The sequence below is a fragment of the Agarivorans sp. Toyoura001 genome, assembly GCF_005405585.1.
Lineage (GTDB): Bacteria > Pseudomonadota > Gammaproteobacteria > Enterobacterales > Celerinatantimonadaceae > Agarivorans.
Window position 1 is genome coordinate 284,391 of the sequence record NZ_BJEQ01000003.1, and the last position, 19,696, is coordinate 304,086.

A 19,696-nucleotide genomic window follows, 5' to 3' on the forward strand; every position below is an offset into this window, starting at 1 on the left:
TATTGACAGGTTCATTAACACTATGAATACTCGATAGTACAAAAACGTTTATCAATGGTATTTTATGCGGGATCCTCTTTCTGACGTTGTCTCCCTTTTAGCCCCTTATGCTCCAGAAATTAAACTCGCTGAAGCAAGCGGGCCTTTTCAAGTTCAAAGAGCTAGGCTAGACAGGCTATTCTATTGTCTAGCAGTTACAGGTGAGGTGTTAGTATCGGTCAACGATGCCCCTCCAATTCAGCTAAATGAATCCGACTTTATACTTATTCCTGAAGCGCAAAAAGCCGCGATCTCCTCCGTTCAGCCAACAACTTCTAGCTTTTTCGACAAGCCGCAACAAATAGGACCCGGCAGAGTGTGGATTGGCGAGAATGGAGCGGATATAAGCACCCGTATGATAATTGGTCACTGTAGCTTTAAATGTCAGGATAAGGACATGTTGCTATCATTGCTTCCTTCAAGCATGGTCCTACGGGGAAAGGAGCAAATTACTGCTATAACCTCTTTAACCTCTTTAACCTCTTTGATCAAAGAAGAAGTTTTAGCGCCTAAACCTGCTGGAGAGGTCATCACCGACTATTTGTTACGAATACTGTTGATAAACGCATTTCGCTCAGCTCACCTTTCCAATGAACTTCCTAGTCTAATACGTGGATTGGCAGATAAATGCGTTGCTAAAGCTTTAAGAGCTATCCATGACCAACCTGCATATCCTTGGTCTGGTGAGTCTTTAGCTGCGGAAGCTGGAATGTCCCGCTCTGCTTTTTTTTCACGCTTTAAAGATACTGTAGGTATGACACCCTTAAGTTATCTTCTGCAATGGAGAATGGCCAAGGCCAAATCCCTTCTTAAAGAAGGGAGAGAACCAGTCATCTCTATTGCATTAGAAGTCGGGTATAATTCAAGTAGTTCGTTCAGCAGCGCTTTCCTGCGACATCAGGGGGTATCTCCCTCAGCTTTCAGAGGACAGCTTGTGGAAAACAACTAGCTTGAGTTCGGCCATTAACTTAGTGCTGATTGCAGATGCTTTAACAAGCTAGTCAATAAGGTATCGGACAATCAAGCTAGTTAATTTATCTAGGTACTTTTTATCTGCCCTTTTTTTGGTAATCACCATACGCCAGTAAATCATGCTACCCAGCATATCCAAAGTCATCTCGATATCTTTATCAGGACCAATTTGCCTTCGTTCAATTGCACCCTGTAATACTTTTTCTGCGCTAGACCTACGTTGAACCTGCACTGTTGCGCGTATTTCCGAAGCTAACGCTTGATTACGTCCCATTTCTGCATGTAAATCGGGTAGAATCCTTGCAATCAAAGGATGACGAAGCAACCTTCTAAGCTGGAGCAGTATCTGATGAACATCCTGATAAAGGTCACCTGTATCCGGAGTCACAAACAAGTTAACTCCCACTTTGTTTACTAGATCTGTAACCATGACTAGTTTAGAAGGCCAGCGACGGTAAATTGCCGCTTTACCTACTCCAGCTCTTTTAGCAACTGACTCAATTGAAATAGCTGAGTATCCTGTAACAGCCCACTCCTCAAAGAGTGCTTTTTCAATTGCTCTGGTTACTGATTCTTTTTTTACTGCTGCTCCACTAGGTTTACGACGCGTAGATCTATTTTCGTCGATACACTTGCGTTCCATTCAAAGTCCCCCTATAGTTATATTATCAATGATACGATGTCGTTCCATCGTAAAGCAAGGCCAGAGGAGTAAATCATGAATGATATTCAGACAGCTTTTACAGATTTTTCGGGAATGCTTAAAAATGCCCTTGGGGAAAAGCTTAACCCATCTGCAGAAAACTTTATCGATATGGTCGCCCAAGACGGTGTTATGGAATTCCCCTATGCACCAGAAGGCGCTGTAAAAAAAATCGAAGGTTCGGAAGCCCTCGCAAAATACCTATTGAGCGTAAGTGAAGTGATTAGCATTGGGGAAATCAGCAAACCTACAGTGCATCACACTCTGGATCCGAATGTGGTCATCATAGAGTTCGAATGCGCTGGGCTTGGGCTAAAAACAGGACGAGCCTACAACCAACGATACATTTCAGTGATTACCTTAAAAAATGGAAAAATACAGAAGTATCTGGATTACTGGAACCCAATCATTGCATTGGATGCGATTGGCGATCTTAGCTCACTGACTCAACGTGCAGGAGACAAAAAATGAACACTGTATTAATTACGGGTGGAACCGGAAAAACTGGCAAACGCATAGCTGAAAAACTTACCCTGCAGGGTGTAAGTGTTCGTGTTGCTTCTCGATCAGCCTTACCAATAAACGATTATGAGAGTATACGGTTTATCTGGGGTGATGAGACGACCTATGACGCAGCACTCAAAGATGTAAAAGCCATCTATTTGCTCGCACCAGCTAATGTCGCCGAACCGCTAGATGTGATGAAGCCTTTTATCGATTACGCGGTGAAAAAAGGAGTGAAGAGATTTGTATTGCTTAGCGCCTCCTCTTTACCGAAAGGCGGGCCAATGATGGGGGCGGTGCATGCTTACTTGGAAGAAACGGTCCCAGAATGGGCCGCGCTAAGGCCGACTTGGTTTATGCAGAACTTCTCTGAGCAGCAGCATCTGGAAACAATTTTATCAGAAGGGGCTATTTATTCTGCCACTGACAACGGCCGAGTCCCTTTTATCGATGCTGACGATATTGCTTCAGTAGCTGCGGTTGCTTTAACTCAAAAAGAGCCTCTTAATCGAGATGTTATTATGACGGGTCCATCTGCCATTACTTATGATGATGTTGCTAGTATGATAAGCAGAGTGATCAACAAACCAGTTGAACATATTAAGTTGACAGAGGGGCAACTTCGACAGCGTTTTATAATTTCAGGAATGGAGCTAGTCTATGCCAACGTGCTGTCTGCCATGGATACGTCTATCTCCCTCGGTTCAGAAGAAAACTGCTCAAATGAAGTAAAAAAACTGACCGGTAAAGATCCAATCTCTTTTCTAGATTTTGCTGAGCAAGCTACCATGAACTGGATACGCTGATAAACGATCTAAGCTTTTGCAGTCATCGTCCGAGGTCTGCAAAAGCAGCTCGCTTAATATCGGTTTGAACAAATTATCCCGTAGTATACAATGTATATATGATTCATATACAAACTGCATATCTATGGGTATAGTAAAAATTTCTGATGAGCTCCATGAAGAGCTTCGCAAAGCAAGTTCCGTCATGCATCGTTCTATCAACTCTCAGGCAGAGTTCTGGATTAAAGTAGGCATGCTAGCAGAGTTACATCCTGAGCTTTCATTTAACCAGTTGATATCAGAACTGATGGCATCGGTTTCGGTTCCAAACAGAATACCCCCTCAAGAGCGAGATTATGAGTAGTCACATCACGATAAAAAATAATCACGAAATCGCACTTATGCGGCAATCAGGAAGGCTGCTTGCTATGGTGTTCAAAATGCTGGATTCCTATGTTAAGCCCGGCGTTTCAACGATGGATATCAATGATGCTGTAGAGAGATTCATTACTGATGAACTTGAAGCTCGCCCGGCAAGCAAAGGACAATACGGGTATCAGTATGTATTGAACTCTTCGGTCAATGAAGTGGTATGCCATGGTGTGCCAAAAGCAAGCCAGTTTCTAAAAGCCAGAGACATCATCAATCTAGACATTACTTTGGAAAAAAACGGTTTTATTGCTGACTCTAGCAAGATGTATCTTATGCCTGAAGCACCACCTTTAGCTAAGAAACTTGCAATAGTTACCTACGAAGCGATGTGGAAAGGGATAAGACAGGTGAGACCGGGGGCGACGCTGGGAGACGTTGGTCATGCTATCCAGAGTTACGCAGAGTCGCATGGTTACAGCATTGTAAGAGAGTACTGTGGCCACGGTATAGGTCGGGAAATGCATGAAGCACCTCAGGTCCTACATTATGGTATTCCAAACGACGGCGTGACACTAGAAGAAGGAATGGTGTTTACCATTGAACCAATGGTAAACCAAGGCTCAGCAAAGACCAAAACCAAGAAAGATGGATGGACGGTAATCACACGTGATAAAAAGTTGTCTGCTCAGTCAGAACACACCATTCTGGTAACAAAGTCTGGATATGAAGTCCTGACTCTTCGCGATGAAGAGTCTGCTGATTTGCACATTTAACCTGAGTTAAAAAAAGTAATGAAGACCTTAGACGAAATCTATCAGCAAAAAAACTCGCTAAAACACAATGGGGCAAAACCAATTTAGCGGAAGCTGTCAGATCTAATCATATCAAGGAATTGAAACTGACAAGTCGCATTCAAACTAACCCAACAAATTAGCCTTGATAAAGGTCGTCCCCTACCTTATAGACTGGTAAATCAAACTTGTACTGGCTACCAGCCATTATCAATACACCTTGGTAGCGACTATCACCGGTAGACGAAAATTCAAACTGGTAGAAACGACACCAGCGCCAGTAACCTGCCATTTTTTGCGGTTTTTCTTGGGTAAAGTTAACTTCAAGTAACTGTAGATCTAAGGTTTGGCACTTTTGCTTAATTAGATGCTGAGCACGTTCTGCGTCTTTTCGGCGTCGCCAAAAGAACATCACAATAAACGTAAAAATGAAGATCGCCAGTAAATCCATAGCACCAACTTAAGTAATGAGTATCTTCAAGATATTGGGTCACACGCGCTAATAACAAGTAAGCGTTTTACATCAAGTATTATTCGCCACTAATGGTCGCGATTAACTGACGGTTGCCACCATCATTGCGGTGTTCGCCTAAATAAATCCCCTGCCAAATCCCTAAGGCAAACTCCCCTCGATTCACAGGTAGGGTGATTTGGCTGCCAAGCAAACTGCTTTTGATATGTGCAGGCATGTCGTCAGCACCCTCATAGGTATGCTGAAAATAAGGCGCGTTTTCGGGAATCATTTTATTGATATGGGCTTCTAAATCGGCGCGAACAGTGGGGTCGGCGTTTTCATTCAAACTTAAGCTGGCACTGGTATGCTGCAACAATAGATGGCATAAACCCACTTTGAAGTCTTGTAACTCCGGTAACTGTAAAATCAACTCTTCGGTAATTAAATGAAAGCCGCGTGGTCGCGCTTTCAATCTAACCAAACGTTGTAACCACATGAAGCAACACCTATTTTAAGCTTTATTACAGACTAGCAGTGGCGCGCTAGCTTTGTAAATGCTGGCTCAGCGATAAAGCTATCTACGCAGTGATTTAGCCAATAATTCAGCGTTTCGTAATGCCATGGCATAAATACTCAGTTGCGGGTTAGCCCCTAAACTGGTGGGAAATACCGACCCATCAATCACACTTAAGCCACTTAGCCAGCGATAATTTCCAGCTTCATCAACCACTGAGTTTTGCTCGTCTCCTCCCATGGCGCAACCTCCCATGACATGAGCAGAAGCCAAACGTGTCGCTAAAGCCTGCATGGGCAACTGCTTGATGAGCTTTTTAGCCTCAGCCCAAGAGCTCACCAATTGGCTTTGCTCATGTAAGGGGTAAACCTTTTTTGCACCTGCCGCAAACTGCAGCTCAGCCATGCTTAATAAGGCACGGCGTGCGCCCTGCCATAAATAGTCACTAATCGAGTAATCTAGCACCGGGCTGCCGTCGTCACGCAGCTGAACTTGACCACCAACACTATCGTTATGGAAACCGTCACGTAATAAAGCAATGGTCACTTGCAGGTGATTAATCTGCTGCATCATCTCACTATGAAATTGGCCAAAGCCAGTTGTTTTGGTTGCCAATAAAATAGGGTGTACCGGCGGCACTTCGAGTTTATAACCACACGCGCCCTCGCTGCCGTTTTGCCAAACAAAGTGGTCGGAATATACCGATTGCGGCGCGCCTTGATGGCTCGCCACTACATGCTCAAACAATGCACCACTCATTACACTCGGGTGAAGAAAGGTTCGCTTGCCCACTCGTTGATAAGGGTCAGGCACTTTTGAGCGCAGTAATATAGCTGGTGAGCCAATTGCTCCTGCAGCCAACACCACATGCTTAGCCTTAACAGTAAATACCCGCTTAGTGGTTCTTTGGTTCTTGGTTAAAGCGATAAGCTGCGCACCCACCACTTGGTCATTTTCAATGGTTAGTTGCTGAACCCTAAACCGGCTTAACAAGCTTGCGCCAGCATTTAAGGCCGCTGGGATTGTTGTAACTAACATGGATTGCTTGGCGTTGGTTGGGCAGCCCATCCCGCAATAGCCCAGATCCCAGCACTGTTTTACATTGCGTGGAATGGCTTGATATGACCAGCCCAAGGCATCGCAACCTTTAGCCAGTAAGCTGTTGTTTTGGTTACGTGTTAACCAAGGTTGTATACCCAACATTTGTTCAGCTTGTTGGAAATAAGGCGCCAGTGATACAGGGTTAATGTGGGTAAAGCCCCAACGTTGCTGCCAATGACTGAGGGTATGCTCTGGGGTACGGAGTGAGGTTGTCCAATTTACCGTGGTAGATCCCCCAACACAGCGCCCCTGAAAAATCCCTATCGCTTTATCTTTGGTTTTTCGAGCTGCCGACTCTTGATAAAGGTCGGGGTAGGCTTGGCGCTCCTGCATCTTAAAGTCTTGGCTACTTTTCAGTGGGCCCTCTTCAACAATAAGCACCTTCAAGCCTGCTTGAGTTAATACTTGAGCAGTAATTCCACCACCCGCGCCGCTGCCAACTATCAATACATCGCACTCTAGGCTTTTATCTTGTTGCTGTTCGGCACCATCAATATGTTGCCAACCTGCCGCTAAGCCTTCAGCAATAATATCCTTAATCATTAAGCAGTCCTTTTGCTTGAGCGGGTAATTGGTAGTTAAGTTGATCCCAAGACACCGGATCACCATACCAAGCAGCCATAATCAGTTCGTGCAGGCCTTGATAAGCTTGGCGAAGTAACTGCAAATAATGCTGCTGCCATTGCTGCAATATCTGTAATTTTTGTTGCAAGGTGAGCTGGCTAAGCTGACTTGCACCAGCGCTTAATAATAACCAACCGCCTCGTGACTGAAGCAGAACGAGTAGCTGCCTTAACTCAGCCTGAGTATGCGGTTCCAACACTGCAAAAGCATGATCGATGTTAGCAAGAACTCGCTGTAAAGCTGGTTTGTCATCTGCCGCGACGCCACCCTCTAAAAAAGCCGGAATAAGCGCCCAGAAAATTTGCTGATGTTGAGCAGACAAACGCAGACCAGCTTGGGGTGTAAACTGCAGAGGATAATGGGAGAATAGCCAAGACCCTCCACCCACCGCTGCTGCGGTAACAGTGCCATATTGCAACAATTTACGTCTTGTTAGCTTCACCTTGGCTCCTTGCCCTACTTGAAATGTCGACACAAGCAATTAAAATACCCATAGTAACTTATATAGCGTAGCTTAATGAATATGCAAGTTTCCAGTGGTAACTTAATTGAATAGTGACCGACTGATCGCAAGATTGAGTCGAAAACCCGCTTATTCATACAACAAGTTTAGAAGCTCAAGCGCAGTATGCTTTAGCAAAAGCAAGACTTGTAAGCGATCACTCATATGATTAATGGCTTTTCTGGCCATTACTGGCTAAGGTAAAACTATCAATAGCTTAATGAAAAAAACCGTGGATACAGCAATAAAAAAGCGCGCGATTAGCCCTGAACAAAAACAACTTCGTCGGCAGCAAATTTTACACGCCGCCAAGCAAGCCTTGACCGAGCACGGCTATGAGAGTGTGGTATTAAGCCAGCTGGCCAATGACCTGGAACTATCTAAACCCGCGCTATATCGCTACTTCGCCAACAAAGAAAGCTTATTTATGGCCTTGTATTTAGAAGAGGCCAACCACCTACTGATAGATATTGAGCGCCTGTCTAAACAAAGCTTGAAGCCAAGAGTATTAGCCGAAACCATCGCAGCTCAACCCACCTTTTGTTACTTGTCGGCTATTTTGCACACGGTCTTAGAGAAGCAAGAAAACATAGAACAAGCGATTAGTTTCAAACGTGATTTAAAAGCAATGGCAGAACAGCTATGTGCCTTGTTTATGCATTGGTCGCCACAAGCTAACCAACAACAAGCTATTACTAAAGTCATGTTTCTTTACCAAAGTGTGATTGGTTGCTGGCATACCAGCCACCCTTCGGCCACGATGCAACAGGTTATGCAAAATGACGAGTTTGCCATTTTACGCGTAGACTTTGTGGATAGCCTGAGCTTGTTATTGGTAAAGTTACTCGCAGATTAAACCAACAAGGTAGCCAATTACTTTTTCAAGTCGCTACCCGTCGGCAGCCTCTGCTAGATAGGATCATCCAAAGATATCTCTGCATGCTGGCTGTTAAAGTACATTTAGCGATCTAGTGGGCTAGCCGCCGTTTCAACAAGCCAATCAACCACTGCCCGCAAACCTTGTTCGCGACTGCGTGCTTGTTTAAAACACAGGTAAAAATCGTAGCCGGTATAAACCGACGATACTGGCAGATCGACCAATTTACCTTCGCGAATATCTTTCTCCACCATAAAGTCGCTGACCAGTGCAATCCCTTGACCGGTTTCTGCCGCCTCTAACGCTAATACTTGATGACTAAAACTATGAAAGCCTTGGTTGACCGGCAAAGCAATACCAAGCCCTTTCGACCATACTGCCCAATCACCTCCGGGCTGCTTAGCATCTTCGTCTAAGTCGCAAGAAAGCAGCGGAAAGTTGAGTAAATCTTGTCGCCAATTTTGATGATCGATTTCTTGGTAAAGACTTGGTGAACACACCGCCACTAAGCGCTCTTTGTGCAGCAGTCGGCTCACATAACCAGGAGCAGTGGCCGTAAAACAAATAAACAAGTCGCCGGTTTTGCTGGAAAGCAGCGGTTCTTCGGTGACCATTTGTAGGCGTAAATCAATATCGGGATGTCGCGCTCTAAAACTAGGCAACAAAGGCACTAAACGCTTAAGCGCAAACGAACTATAAGAGGTAAGTCGCAGCTGATCGATACCCTCGCCTTTAACTTGTCGAGTAAGATGACTGAGCTCATTAAGAATACGCTCTACTTCTACAAAGTACCCGCGCCCGGTATCGCTCAACTGCAGTTGTCGGCCAACTTTTTCGAACAACGGTTCTGCTAAGTAATCTTCAAGTAAGCGCAAGCGGTGGCTCACTGCACTCTGGCTAATCCCTAGTTCGCTGCCAGCTTTAGCCACACTTTGGTTACGAGCAACAGCTTCAAAAGCGACTAAGGCGTTTAATGGTGGAAGTGTGCGCATAAAAATACATTCATTTTTTTCATGTATTTTAAATTATTATCATTTTTTTAATGTTTCACAAGTCTCTACACTGCCTTTTCTATTCAACACTAGCTGCAGCATAGGGGGCAAGCATGCGAAACAACTACACTCTTGTCGCCATTGTTATTTTGGTGGTGGCCAACCAGATTGCGGTGCTATCCGATGCATTAATGAAAATAGCCGGCGAACAAGCCTCGGTATTCGAGATATTGTTGTACCGCCAACTTTGTACCTTAATGCTGTTGTTACCGCTGTTTTTATTCACGAAGAATAAACTACCTCAAAAGCCGCTGATCCACGTGGTGCGAGGACATTTATGGTTAGCGGGATCTGGCTGCATGGTTGTAGCATTAATGACCTTGCCGCTAGCCACTGCTAACGCATTGTTTTACGCCGCACCAATTATGATGTTACCGCTAGGCATGTGGCTGCATAAAAGCACCGTTAACCGCACTCAAGTGGTAGCTGCTACTATCGGTTTTATTGGGGTTCTAGTTATTATTAGGCCTACAGAGTTTAATTGGGGCGCAGCGGCGGCTCTTGGCACCGCCTTAACACTGGCCTTGAGTAACTTAACCGTGAAATACATTCCTAAGCAGGAATCGGTTGTCACCAGTTTATTTTGGACCAACGTAATGGTAGTACCTGCCACCTTGCTGTTGGCGTGGCCAGAATTACATGGCATTAACTGGTCGTTGGTTACTCTTGCTGGCGGCAGTAGTTTGTTTATTCTGTTTTTGCATGCTGGCTCTGTTGTGGCTTATCGAACCGCCGATGCCAATACTATTGCCAGCGCCGAGTACACCGGCTTAATAGGCGCAGCAGTGGTTGGTTGGGTCAGCTTTAATGAAATGCCTGATGCGCTCACTTGGTTAGGCGCAGCAATGATTGTTTTACCATTAGTGTTAATCGGTAAACGCAGCTTACGTAAACCCAAAAGCAAAGATACCACCGCACCAGTTATAGATAACTAGGCCGAATAGCGAGAGAATTAGCGCTCTCGCTAAACTGAAGTATTTACTGTCAACTTTAGTAGACAGCAAGCTTAGTTTGTTCACTCAATATGCTAAGCCTTTCCAATACAATCCTTTATTAAATCAGCATAATGCACTGTCAAAGTTTGTTGTATTGAGATTTTCCCCGATGCTGTTCGTTTGTTCCATTTACATAAGCTTCCCTTGCTAAAGGTAGCCCTCGCCGTTGTCAACTTGGTCTTAGCCAGCCTACCTTGGCAACTTCAGGCCAACCAAACTGAACAATTAACGTTTGCTGCAGACCGCTGGTGCCCATTTAACTGTAAACCCAATAGTAGCCTGCCTGGTTATACGATAGAAATCATTCAGCGCGCTTATAGCCCTAAATATCAGGTTAACTTTCGCGAAATGCCATGGACTCGAGCATTAAGGCATAGTGAGAAAGGGGTTTATCAAGGTGTGGTTGGCGCCGTAAATGGTGAAGCCGAGGGTTTTATTTACCCTAGTGAAGCCATTGGCCGCGCGACCCAAGTATTGGTAATGCGCAATGATAGCACCTGGCAATATCAAGGTATTGAGTCCTTGGAAGAACTACGTATTGCTGTCATTGCTAATTATGATTATGGTCCCGCTATCGATAGCTACGTATCAGCGAAGCAGCACAAACGAAACATCATCACCGTACGCAGTGATCAACCCTTAGTAAAGATGCATAAGCTATTACAAGAAGGGCGAATTGATGGGTACATCGAAGACAAAAGCGTGGCAAGTTATTACAGCCATCAGCAAGGTGATAACCAAAAGATTCGCTTTGCTAAAGAGTTTGCATCAAGTTTGGTATACATCGCTTTTTCACCCAGTAATCCACAAAGTAGAGCCTTGTCCTCTCAGCTCAGTGAGGCAATTGTTGGGATGCGCGAAACTGGAGAACTGGAAAAAATATTGGCACGTTACGGCTTAGAAGATTGGCAAAATAGTCCCGATTAAGGCCCGTTTACAAAAGGTTTTGCCAATCTAACTTACCCGCGACCAGCAACTCTTTTTTCGACTTTGAGAGTTGTTTAATAGCATATTCTAAGCGCATGGCTTGCTGCTTAGACACCATGAGCTGTTGAAATGCCAAAACCAATGGACCTTTACCACGCAGCGCTTTAGCTCCTTTTAACCCACCTTGCTGGTGCTCGCTAAAGCGGCGCTCTACATCTGTGGTAACTCCGGTGTAAAGATGCTGGTTTTTGGTACGAATGATATACAAAAACCACGGTTTTACCGTGGGAGTTGATGAAGTTGGCGAAAGCTCAGGCAAATTAAGGGCTACTTGATCAGAGTTATTCAGTGATAAGCAGTGTAACTAGCAGAACCTTAGGTTCAAGTTAAAACGGTAACAAGTAACAAGTAACAAGTAACAAGTAACAAGTAACAAGTAACAAGTAACAAGAATATACTTTAGCTACAACTTTAGTCTTATTGTAAAACTTCTTTTACAGCTAGGTTCTCCTTGGAATTTTAGGCCTTATTAAAGTTAAATCAGCAACATAACAGTGGTCCATCATCTAAGCGCAAAATTAACCATTGATTTGAGTATTGGTTGGCCTAAGCTGAGTGCGTCAATGATAAAAACAACAACTAGTTCAAGCTAGAATGAAGTAGCAATAAGCACTTACCAACCGGCTGTCAACGAATATCCAGAGATGTTCAAGCCAACAAATAGTGACTCTATTGCTCAGTAGTTTTAAACGATAAATAGAGAGTGGTAGATCATGGTATTACACGATCTTAAAGAGAGACGTTTGCTTACTGTTAATGCTAAGCAGTTTTGCAATGTAGATAGTTACCAAGCCAATAAAACTTACGCGACTCGCCAAGTCAGTAACGTTGTACCCTTTCCCCTATCGGCGAAGAAAAACAACAAACTCGCAGTGAAAGAAGTCTTTAGTTTAAATACGCAACAACAACAAGAACTGCATCAGCTAAAGCAACTCACTGGCCTGTCTAGTGATTACTTAGAGCACAAGTTAAGCTTACACCTAGGCGAACAAAAGCAGTAACAGCTAGTCGCCCAACCAAAGGTGTTGAGCTAGAGGTACCTTATTATTGCGAAAAATAATGCCTTCGTCTTCTAAACGTTGCCGCTGCGTTTGGTACTGAGGAGAACCCTCAGGAAATGAAATCATGCCCTTGGCATTTATTACTCGATGCCACGGCAGACTTGAGCCTTCTGGTAAGGTTTTAAGGCAGCGCCCTACCGCTCTAGCCATTCTTGGGTAACCGGCCATTTCGGCTATACCACCATAAGTGGCGACTCGTCCCTCGGGAATATGACCGATCACCAGCCAAAACTTGGCAAGGTACTGCTGCTTCTCATCCATTAACGACTTAGCTTTGCATCCATACTTCGGTTGCCCAATCCCAAATGGTATCCCATTCAGGAACTAAATCCTCTTGACCCTGCCAGTAACCTATTTCACCTTCTTGACTAATAAAGTAAAAGTTATCACCGCTCTGGCAAATAGGAATGAACTCACGAGGCAAACCCAAATTCCAAGCGGTGGCGGCAACTTCCGGTAAGTAAGTATGTAAATACGGGTCACTAATGGTCACCGGCTCTAAACTTCCAATAGCAACATTACTTACGGTAAGTTGAAAAGCACGTAAGTCACCAGGCATTGGGATTAGAATGAGTTCTTCTACTTCAACTAATTGAGCTTCTGTAGGAAGATCGCTTGGGTAAGCACCCGATTGGTCTGCATCCCTTATTTCATCTATTAGTTCTTGCATGCTTGTCTCTCCGAGGTATTGGCATACAATGCCCGTTGCTTAAAATTTTGCACAGCTTACAGAGAAGATTCTCATTCAGCAAAGGAAACTCGATGCTTGATAATGCTATTACTGTAGAACCACAACAACCGGCGCGCCACTGTGTAATTTGGTTGCACGGATTAGGCGCGGGGCCAGAAGACTTTGTTCCTTTGGCAAAACAACTCAAACTGCCTGCCGATGCCGCGGTACGTTTTATCTTTCCGGCAGCACCGACTCGATCGGTGACAGTAAATGCCGGTTATTTCATGCCCGCCTGGTACGATATTTTAGCCTTTTCTCCCGAAAGACAGATTAACCATTCCCACCTAGATAAGGTAAGCGAACAGATTGAGCAAGTCATTCAGCAACAAGTTACTTTGGGTATTGCTAGCGAGAAAATCTTTATTGCTGGCTTCTCCCAAGGCGGTGCCGTTGCCTATCAGTGCGCCTTAAATTACCCAAATAACTTGGGTGGCTTGTTATGCATGTCTACTTACTTATTAGCAGAAAGCCTGCCCACAACAGCGTTGCAAACTAACACTCCAGTGTTAATTCAACATGGTCGCCAAGATGACGTAGTGGCATTAAACCTCGGCCAACGAGCCTTTAACCAGTTGCAAGCTCAACACTATCAAGTGGAATTTCAGCAGTTTGATATGGCTCATAGTGTATCGCCCAGCCAAGTGAAAGCGATTAGCGCCTGGTTAAGTCACCTAATGCGCTAGCATTTGCCCTTACTGAACTCCGTGAGCTTGATTCAAGCAATCGATAAAACAGGCTAGAATTCGAGAAGGCTTTGGTGAATGACGCGTTACTGCTAAAAATGGGCAGTGATAAGCAAAGTCTTCACCCCCTAATGCTCTTATCAAGCCTTGTTCCACAAAGCTTCTAGCGTAATGCTCGGGCAAATAAGCCAAATAGGCGCCCGACAATAGCAAAGTAGCAATCGCTTCTTGATCGTAGGCAGTCGCTTGGCGGCTAAAACCTTTACGCTGCGAAGTATCCATATTGGGAGAGTGGTGGCCAAGACCCGCATATTTTTGAGCCACTATTTCTTGCGCGCTAATGGTTATATCACTGCGCTTAAATAGAGGATGGTGATAGCCACAATACAGCGCCATTTTCTCATCAAACAAGTATTGGTAGTTAAGGCTACTAGATTGTCGCTGACCCGGCACAATTCCCAACTGATAGCGCCCCTCGATGACTCCACTTTCAATCACTGAAAGAGTTTCTACGTATAAATCTAAGCTAACCTTGGGCGCGCGTTGGTCAAACAATTGTAGCGCTTCTGAGATCTTAGCCTGCTGATTGGTAACGGTTTTATCGAATAGGGCAATGGCTAGCTTTCCCGTCATGTCTTTGTGCAGGCTTTGTACATCGGCACGAAACTCATCTAACGCGCCCATTAAGCGTAAGCTAGATTGGTAAACATGCTGCCCTTCAGGGCTGAGCACAAAACCAGCTCGCCCACGCTGGCATAAGGTTACCCCGAGTCGAATCTCTAGGTCTTTCACATGCCGACTAATGGTAGAGCGACCAATGTTCAGTTCGACTTCAGCCGCCGAAATGCCGCCGCAATCAGCCACCACTCTAAATACTTTGAGTAAACGTAAATCAATATCGCTTAACTGGCCGAGTATCTTCTGCACTTTGTTTCACCTTTATGAAACTTTAGTTTGAAAGATACACATTTATGAAACGCAACGCGAGTTTTAAGCTAAACCAACAAATGAAGCTTGCTTGGGGATGCAAATGGCAACACTAGAACAAATGGGCATTACGCAAAATCAGCTCGATAGTCATTGGATGGCCTATTCTGGTAATCGCCAGTTCAAACAAGACCCACGCATCATCAAACAAGCCAAAGGCAATTACTACTATGATGCCGATGGCCGCAAAATTTTTGATGGTCTGTCTGGTTTATGGACCTGTGGCTTGGGGCATGGCCGCCAAGAGATTACCGAGGCAATAACTAAACAAGCCGGCCTACTAGATTATTCGCCAGCGTTCCAGTTTGGTCATCCAGCGTCATTCCAACTGGCTGAAAAAATCACTGAGTTTATGCCAGCAGGGCTAAATAGAGTGTTTTTTACTGGTTCGGGTTCAGAATCAGCAGATACCTCACTCAAAATTGCTCGCGCTTATTGGCGAAAGAAGGGTTTAGCCAGTAAAACCAAATTAATTGGCCGCGGTAAGGGTTACCACGGGGTGAACTTTGGCGGTATTTCAGTAGGTGGTATAGGGCCCAATCGCGCTATTTTTGGCGCGGGGGTCGATGCCGCGCATATGCGCCATACCGTACTGCCAGAAAATGCCTTTACCAAAGGTCAGCCAGAGAATGGCGTCGAACTGGCTAATGACCTATTGGATTTAATTGCAGTTCACGATGCCTCTAACATTGCCGCCGTCATTGTAGAGCCCATGGCTGGCAGCGCTGGCGTTATTCCTCCACCGCTCGGCTATTTAACGCGTTTGCGCGAGATCTGCGACCAACACCAAATACTGCTTATTTTTGATGAAGTGATATGCGCCTTTGGCCGCTTAGGCTACAAAACCGGTGCCGAAGCATGCGGCGTAACACCTGACATCATCAACATGGCTAAACAACTGACAAATGGCGTTATTCCCATGGGTGCCGTAGCCTGTAAACAGGAAATTTACGATACCTTTATGACAGAAGGTGGCCCGGAATATATGTTGGAATTGCCACATGGATATACCTATTCAGCTCACCCCATTGCGTGTGCAGCAGCCTTGGCCACTCTAGATTTGTTAGAGAAAGAACATACGATTGAGCGGGCGCGAGAAATGTCTCCATTACTAGAGCGCGCCGCCCATCAGTTAGCTGGATTAGAGTTAGTCAGTGATATTCGTAATATGGGCTTGGCGGTAGGGTTAAATCTGGTACACGCCCCAGGGGAGCCAGCGTTAAACCCTTATTTAGTCGCACAAGCGATGTGGCAGCAAGGTTTCTACGTACGCTATGGTGCAGACACTCTACAAATTGCACCTCCGTTTACGGTCACCGCAAACGAAATTGACAGCCTATTTAATGCATTAGGCGACACGATTCAGCGCTTTTCAGGCCACACCTAAGCTTTTAAAGGAAAAGGAATATAACATGTCTATCATTGGTCACTTAATTAACGGCGAGACACAAACCGAACACAGCCGTTTACAAGATGTATTCAATCCCTCAACTGGTAAAGTCGCTACCCAAGTGGCATTAGCGCCTAAAGCTACTGTAGAACAAGCGATATCGGCTGCTCAAGCCGCTTTTCCTGCCTGGCGAAATACACCTGTCGCAAAACGTGCTCAAATCATGTTTCGCTATAAAAGCTTGCTGGAAGAAAATGCCGAACGAATCTGTGAATTAGTAGGCCAGCAGCACGGCAAGATAGTACACGATGCCATGGGTGAGCTGACTCGCGGTATCGAAAATGTTGAATATGCTTGTTATGCTCCTGAGTTACTGAAAGGCGAGCACAGTAAAAACGTAGGAGCGGGTATTGATTCATGGAGTGAATTTCAATCACTGGGTGTTGTCGCAGGCATTACTCCTTTTAACTTCCCGGTAATGGTGCCGATGTGGATGTTTCCAATGGCGATAATGTGTGGCAATACCTTTGTACTAAAGCCGTCGGAACGAGATCCATCAGCCACCTTGTTGATTGCTGAACTATTACATGAGGCGGGTTTGCCCAATGGCGTATTCAACGTAGTAAATGGTGATAAAGAAGCGGTAGACACCCTACTTAGTGATTCTCGAGTCGCTGCGGTAAGCTTTGTTGGATCAACCCCAATTGCCGAATATATTTATGCCACAGCAACCGCCAACGGTAAGCGCTGCCAAGCATTGGGTGGCGCAAAAAACCACGCGATAATTATGCCAGATGCCGATTTGGACAACGCCGTTAACTCACTGCTTGGTGCTGCTTTTGGTTCGTCTGGCGAACGCTGCATGGCATTATCGGTAGCCGTTACAGTAGGCGATGATACAGCCGACAAACTGATTGCGGGTTTAAGTGATGCCATGCAAAGCCTAAAAGTGGGCGCTTATTCGAATAAAGAAAATGATTTTGGACCACTGATTACCGCGGAGCAACGCGACAAAGTTGCTATGTACATTAGCAGCGCAGAGGCAGACGGCGCCAAAGTGGTGGTTGATGGCCGAAACCCTCAGGTGGCGGGCTATCCCGAGGGTTTTTATGTTGGCGGTACCTTAATCGACCACGTAACCAGTAACATGAAAGCCTACCAAGAGGAGATTTTTGGGCCGGTATTATGTGTGGTCCGCGTAGACAGTATGGAACAAGGGATGCAGCTCATTAATCAGCATCAATTTGGCAATGGCACCTGTTTATATACTCGTGATGGCGAAGCCGCACGTTACTTTTCAGACAACATTCAAGTAGGCATGGTAGGGATTAATGTTCCTTTACCTGTACCAGTGTCTTCTCACAGCTTTGGCGGCTGGAAGCGTTCGTTGTTTGGTGATTTACATGCCTATGGACCAGATGCCGTGCGTTTTTATACAAAACGTAAAACCATTACCCAGCGCTGGCCTTCATCTTCGGTGAGGGAAGGCGTTAATTTTTCTTTCCCTAGCTAGCAGAAACTAAAACACTGCGCCTGTGGTTTAAGCTTTAGCTAACTATACGCATTAAAAATGCCCAGCTTCAGCTGGGCATTTTTTAAACTTGATGCTACAAAATTTGTTTTAGTAAACGGTCAGCGCGCACTCGAGAGATACGCTTTAACAAACGCTTCACTGGTAGTGGGTATTGATTGAGTTGTTCGAGATCTGACGGCTTATGCACCAAGCTGGTATGGCACAGAATATTATTAAGTTCTTCATCTCTCTTAGCGTGTAGCAAACCGTTGGGGTCATCTAGCAACAAGCCGTTTTCCAAATCGAGGTTCCAAGCTCTTGGGTTCAAATTATTCCCGGTCAGTAAGGTAAACCGCTCATCAACCCAAATCCCCTTCACATGAAAGCTATTTTTCTCATGCGACCAAACATTAATACTTAGCAAGCCGTTATTGATATAACGCTGCTGACGCTTTACAAACTTGTTTAAATTACATTCATACAAGTAAGGCAAAGCATGAATGACTTTAAAGCTTTGCTCAGGATCGCTATAAAAATCACTGGCCGTTTTATCGCCAACAATGAGCTTAACCTTTACCCCACGCTTAAGCGCTTTAGTTATTTCTCTAGACAAAGAGCTAGGGGGATTAAAATAAGGGGTACATATTGTGAGTTGGTGTTGTGCACTCACCACCAACTGGCGAATGGTTTTGTTTAACAGGTTTTGGCGACGCCCCAAACCAAGTAAAGGAGTCACTCCTACTTGGCTCTCGCTGAGGTCCTGCGGATAATAGTTGTATTGTTCGCGTTGCAAAGTGACTCGCAAGCGCCGTATTGCAGGTTTAAGCATTCGGGTGCTTAACGGTGTCGCTGTAGACAGACTAGAAACTGCGTCACAATCTATGAGAAATTGATCGACATAATTTACCATTGCGTTAGCTAAACGTTGATTACCTAACAACTGGTAACGATCGGAACGATAGCGCTGCTGTTGCTCAAGATAAATATCGTTGATGCTGGCGCCGCTATAAATCACAGTGTCGTCAACAATACTGCCTTTGAGATGAAGAACCCCAAATAACTCTCTATGGCTAACAGGTACGCCAAGCAGTCTCACAGAGCCTGGAAACCTTGCTTCATACTCGCGATACATCGCTGCATTGCCTTGAGCATCTTGTTGCCCAATTAAACCGCGCTGTGCTCTATGCCAATCAACTAATACCACTATTTCCAAGTCAGGGCGTTGGCGTTTGGCTGCATAGAGAGCATCCATAACAGAACGGCCAGCTTCATCGTCTTCTAGATAAAGCGCCACAATATAGATTCGTGAATCAGCTTGAGCAATTAGCTCTAGTAGTTTTAATCGATATGCTTTAGCGCTCAATAACACCTCATACCGCTCAGGATCTTGAGCTATTTTAGGCAGAGACAGTAAAGAGGCATTACGAGAAAAGCGTGGGGTCATTATTATAAATTCTTGGTTGGTCGCTCTATGCTAAGTTCATTGTAACAAAGGATTTGCAAGGTCACTAAGAAAGCCATCAACAAAGCGTAAAAGTGTCGTCAGTAACGCACTCCTAGGCGCTTAGCATCCAAACTTTCGCATAACGCACCAGTTTATTTGTTGGTTAGTAGTGGTTAGGACAAGTTGTCAATTTAGCAATTACACCCCGCTTCTAAATCATTTCACTTTCATTCAGGCAATAAAAAACCCCAAAGTCTGACGACTTTGGGGTTAGTTAATTGAGAGCCTAGCGGTGACCTACTTTCACATGGGGAAACCCCACACTATCATCGGCGCAGTTGCGTTTCACTTCTGAGTTCGGCATGGGTTCAGGTGGGTCCACAACGCTATTGCCACTAGGCAAAAACGGGTTCATCTAAACAAAGGCACAGGCCTAAATCACTGCTTAGATAAAAAAGCCCGCTCATTGAGCGGGCTTAGTATTTGGAGCCTGGCAGTGACCTACTTTCACATGGGGAAACCCCACACTATCATCGGCGCAGTTGCGTTTCACTTCTGAGTTCGGCATGGGTTCAGGTGGGTCCACAACGCTATTGCCACCAGGCAAAAACTT

The 19,696-nt window shown here is 45.0% G+C and carries 23 protein-coding genes and 2 rRNA genes; 12 read left to right on the forward strand and 13 right to left on the reverse strand.

From position 1 onward, the window contains the following. The first annotated feature begins 64 nt into the window (after window positions 1-64). Window positions 65-988, forward strand: a complete 924-nt coding sequence (locus FFR00_RS06605) for an AraC family transcriptional regulator (RefSeq protein WP_137672585.1) — start codon at window positions 65-67, stop codon at window positions 986-988. Between the two features lie 48 nt (window positions 989-1,036). Here the strand turns inward: FFR00_RS06605 and FFR00_RS06610 are convergent, their stop codons facing one another. Continuing rightward, window positions 1,037-1,654 carry a TetR/AcrR family transcriptional regulator gene (locus tag FFR00_RS06610; RefSeq protein ID WP_137672586.1) on the reverse strand — a complete coding sequence of 206 codons (618 nt, stop codon included), beginning with the start codon at window positions 1,652-1,654 and terminating at the stop codon, window positions 1,037-1,039. Between the two features lie 75 nt (window positions 1,655-1,729). Between FFR00_RS06610 and FFR00_RS06615 the strand changes: the two genes are divergently transcribed. The 4 genes from FFR00_RS06615 to map all read left to right on the forward strand — a co-directional run bounded on the left by FFR00_RS06615 (window position 1,730) and on the right by map (window position 4,148). Beyond that, window positions 1,730-2,185 (forward strand): nuclear transport factor 2 family protein, encoded by a 456-nt coding sequence (locus FFR00_RS06615; RefSeq protein ID WP_201798707.1) that lies wholly within the window; start codon window positions 1,730-1,732, stop codon window positions 2,183-2,185. After that, the gene (locus tag FFR00_RS06620; RefSeq protein ID WP_137672587.1) at window positions 2,182-3,024 is read left to right on the forward strand and encodes an ergot alkaloid biosynthesis protein; all 843 of its coding nucleotides are present in this window, start codon (window positions 2,182-2,184) and stop codon (window positions 3,022-3,024) included. The genes FFR00_RS06615 and FFR00_RS06620 overlap by 4 nt, the downstream gene beginning before the upstream one ends. Before the next feature lie 124 nt (window positions 3,025-3,148). After that, window positions 3,149-3,367 carry a ParD-like family protein gene (locus FFR00_RS06625; protein ID WP_137672588.1) on the forward strand — a complete coding sequence of 73 codons (219 nt, stop codon included), beginning with the start codon at window positions 3,149-3,151 and terminating at the stop codon, window positions 3,365-3,367. Next, the gene (gene map, locus FFR00_RS06630; RefSeq protein ID WP_137672589.1) at window positions 3,360-4,148 is read left to right on the forward strand and encodes a type I methionyl aminopeptidase; all 789 of its coding nucleotides are present in this window, start codon (window positions 3,360-3,362) and stop codon (window positions 4,146-4,148) included. Before FFR00_RS06625 ends, map begins: the two co-directional genes overlap by 8 nt. Window positions 4,149-4,305: 157 nt before the next feature. Here map and FFR00_RS06635 read toward each other — a convergent pair whose 3' ends face one another. The 4 genes from FFR00_RS06635 to FFR00_RS06650 all read right to left on the reverse strand — a co-directional run bounded on the left by FFR00_RS06635 (window position 4,306) and on the right by FFR00_RS06650 (window position 7,301). Further along, window positions 4,306-4,617 (reverse strand): DUF3301 domain-containing protein, encoded by a 312-nt coding sequence (locus FFR00_RS06635; protein ID WP_137672590.1) that lies wholly within the window; start codon window positions 4,615-4,617, stop codon window positions 4,306-4,308. A 79-nt stretch (window positions 4,618-4,696) separates the two neighbouring features. Further along, a complete protein-coding gene (locus FFR00_RS06640; protein WP_137672591.1) occupies window positions 4,697-5,116 on the reverse strand; it encodes a secondary thiamine-phosphate synthase enzyme YjbQ in 420 nt (139 codons plus the stop codon). 78 nt (window positions 5,117-5,194) lie between these two features. After that, on the reverse strand, window positions 5,195-6,778 hold the full coding sequence (locus tag FFR00_RS06645; RefSeq protein WP_137672592.1) for a GMC family oxidoreductase: 1,584 nt from the start codon (window positions 6,776-6,778) through the stop codon (window positions 5,195-5,197). Further along, complete coding sequence (locus tag FFR00_RS06650; protein ID WP_161985106.1) at window positions 6,771-7,301, reverse strand: twin-arginine translocation signal domain-containing protein; 531 nt, start codon at window positions 7,299-7,301, stop codon at window positions 6,771-6,773. Before FFR00_RS06650 ends, FFR00_RS06645 begins: the two co-directional genes overlap by 8 nt. Before the next feature lie 292 nt (window positions 7,302-7,593). Here FFR00_RS06650 and FFR00_RS06655 point away from each other — a divergent pair, with 292 nt between their 5' ends. Then, window positions 7,594-8,217, forward strand: a complete 624-nt coding sequence (locus tag FFR00_RS06655; RefSeq protein ID WP_161985107.1) for a TetR/AcrR family transcriptional regulator — start codon at window positions 7,594-7,596, stop codon at window positions 8,215-8,217. A gap of 104 nt (window positions 8,218-8,321) precedes the next feature. Here the strand turns inward: FFR00_RS06655 and FFR00_RS06660 are convergent, their stop codons facing one another. Further along, a complete protein-coding gene (locus FFR00_RS06660) occupies window positions 8,322-9,230 on the reverse strand; it encodes a LysR substrate-binding domain-containing protein (RefSeq protein ID WP_137672595.1) in 909 nt (302 codons plus the stop codon). A 113-nt stretch (window positions 9,231-9,343) separates the two neighbouring features. On the opposite strand from FFR00_RS06660, the gene FFR00_RS06665 reads away from it, so the two are divergent. Beyond that, window positions 9,344-10,225: a DMT family transporter gene (locus FFR00_RS06665; RefSeq protein WP_137672596.1), complete on the forward strand. Its 882-nt coding sequence runs from the start codon at window positions 9,344-9,346 to the stop codon at window positions 10,223-10,225. Between the two features lie 180 nt (window positions 10,226-10,405). Further along, on the forward strand, window positions 10,406-11,212 hold the full coding sequence (locus FFR00_RS06670) for an ABC transporter substrate-binding protein (protein ID WP_161985108.1): 807 nt from the start codon (window positions 10,406-10,408) through the stop codon (window positions 11,210-11,212). A gap of 7 nt (window positions 11,213-11,219) precedes the next feature. On the opposite strand, the gene FFR00_RS06675 is transcribed toward FFR00_RS06670, so the two are convergent. Beyond that, the gene (locus FFR00_RS06675) at window positions 11,220-11,531 is read right to left on the reverse strand and encodes a GIY-YIG nuclease family protein (protein WP_137672598.1); all 312 of its coding nucleotides are present in this window, start codon (window positions 11,529-11,531) and stop codon (window positions 11,220-11,222) included. Window positions 11,532-11,985: 454 nt separating this feature from the next. Here FFR00_RS06675 and FFR00_RS06680 point away from each other — a divergent pair, with 454 nt between their 5' ends. Continuing rightward, window positions 11,986-12,273, forward strand: a complete 288-nt coding sequence (locus tag FFR00_RS06680) for a hypothetical protein (RefSeq protein WP_137672599.1) — start codon at window positions 11,986-11,988, stop codon at window positions 12,271-12,273. A 3-nt stretch (window positions 12,274-12,276) separates the two neighbouring features. Here the strand turns inward: FFR00_RS06680 and FFR00_RS06685 are convergent, their stop codons facing one another. Together FFR00_RS06685 and FFR00_RS06690 are read right to left on the reverse strand one after the other, a co-directional pair. Then, window positions 12,277-12,594, reverse strand: coding sequence for an MGMT family protein (locus FFR00_RS06685; protein ID WP_137672600.1), 318 nt, complete (start codon window positions 12,592-12,594; stop codon window positions 12,277-12,279). 7 nt (window positions 12,595-12,601) lie between these two features. Further along, window positions 12,602-13,003 (reverse strand): SMI1/KNR4 family protein, encoded by a 402-nt coding sequence (locus tag FFR00_RS06690; RefSeq protein ID WP_137672601.1) that lies wholly within the window; start codon window positions 13,001-13,003, stop codon window positions 12,602-12,604. A 92-nt stretch (window positions 13,004-13,095) separates the two neighbouring features. On the opposite strand from FFR00_RS06690, the gene FFR00_RS06695 reads away from it, so the two are divergent. Next, entirely contained in the window at window positions 13,096-13,749 is a 654-nt protein-coding gene (locus FFR00_RS06695; RefSeq protein ID WP_137672602.1) for an alpha/beta hydrolase, read from the forward strand. Window positions 13,750-13,758: 9 nt separating this feature from the next. Here FFR00_RS06695 and FFR00_RS06700 read toward each other — a convergent pair whose 3' ends face one another. Then, on the reverse strand, window positions 13,759-14,676 hold the full coding sequence (locus FFR00_RS06700) for a LysR family transcriptional regulator (RefSeq protein WP_137672603.1): 918 nt from the start codon (window positions 14,674-14,676) through the stop codon (window positions 13,759-13,761). A gap of 103 nt (window positions 14,677-14,779) precedes the next feature. Between FFR00_RS06700 and FFR00_RS06705 the strand changes: the two genes are divergently transcribed. Beyond that, window positions 14,780-16,123: an aspartate aminotransferase family protein gene (locus FFR00_RS06705; protein ID WP_137672604.1), complete on the forward strand. Its 1,344-nt coding sequence runs from the start codon at window positions 14,780-14,782 to the stop codon at window positions 16,121-16,123. A 25-nt stretch (window positions 16,124-16,148) separates the two neighbouring features. Beyond that, a complete protein-coding gene (locus FFR00_RS06710; protein ID WP_137672605.1) occupies window positions 16,149-17,639 on the forward strand; it encodes a CoA-acylating methylmalonate-semialdehyde dehydrogenase in 1,491 nt (496 codons plus the stop codon). 94 nt (window positions 17,640-17,733) lie between these two features. On the opposite strand, the gene pssA is transcribed toward FFR00_RS06710, so the two are convergent. From pssA to rrf (FFR00_RS06725), 3 genes are all read right to left on the reverse strand, one after another. Then, window positions 17,734-19,083, reverse strand: a complete 1,350-nt coding sequence (pssA, locus tag FFR00_RS06715; RefSeq protein WP_137672606.1) for a CDP-diacylglycerol--serine O-phosphatidyltransferase — start codon at window positions 19,081-19,083, stop codon at window positions 17,734-17,736. 284 nt (window positions 19,084-19,367) lie between these two features. Beyond that, window positions 19,368-19,483 (reverse strand): 5S ribosomal RNA (gene rrf / locus FFR00_RS06720). Window positions 19,484-19,571: 88 nt separating this feature from the next. Next, window positions 19,572-19,687: ribosomal RNA gene (rrf, locus tag FFR00_RS06725) — 5S ribosomal RNA — on the reverse strand. Window positions 19,688-19,696: the final 9 nt, after the last annotated feature.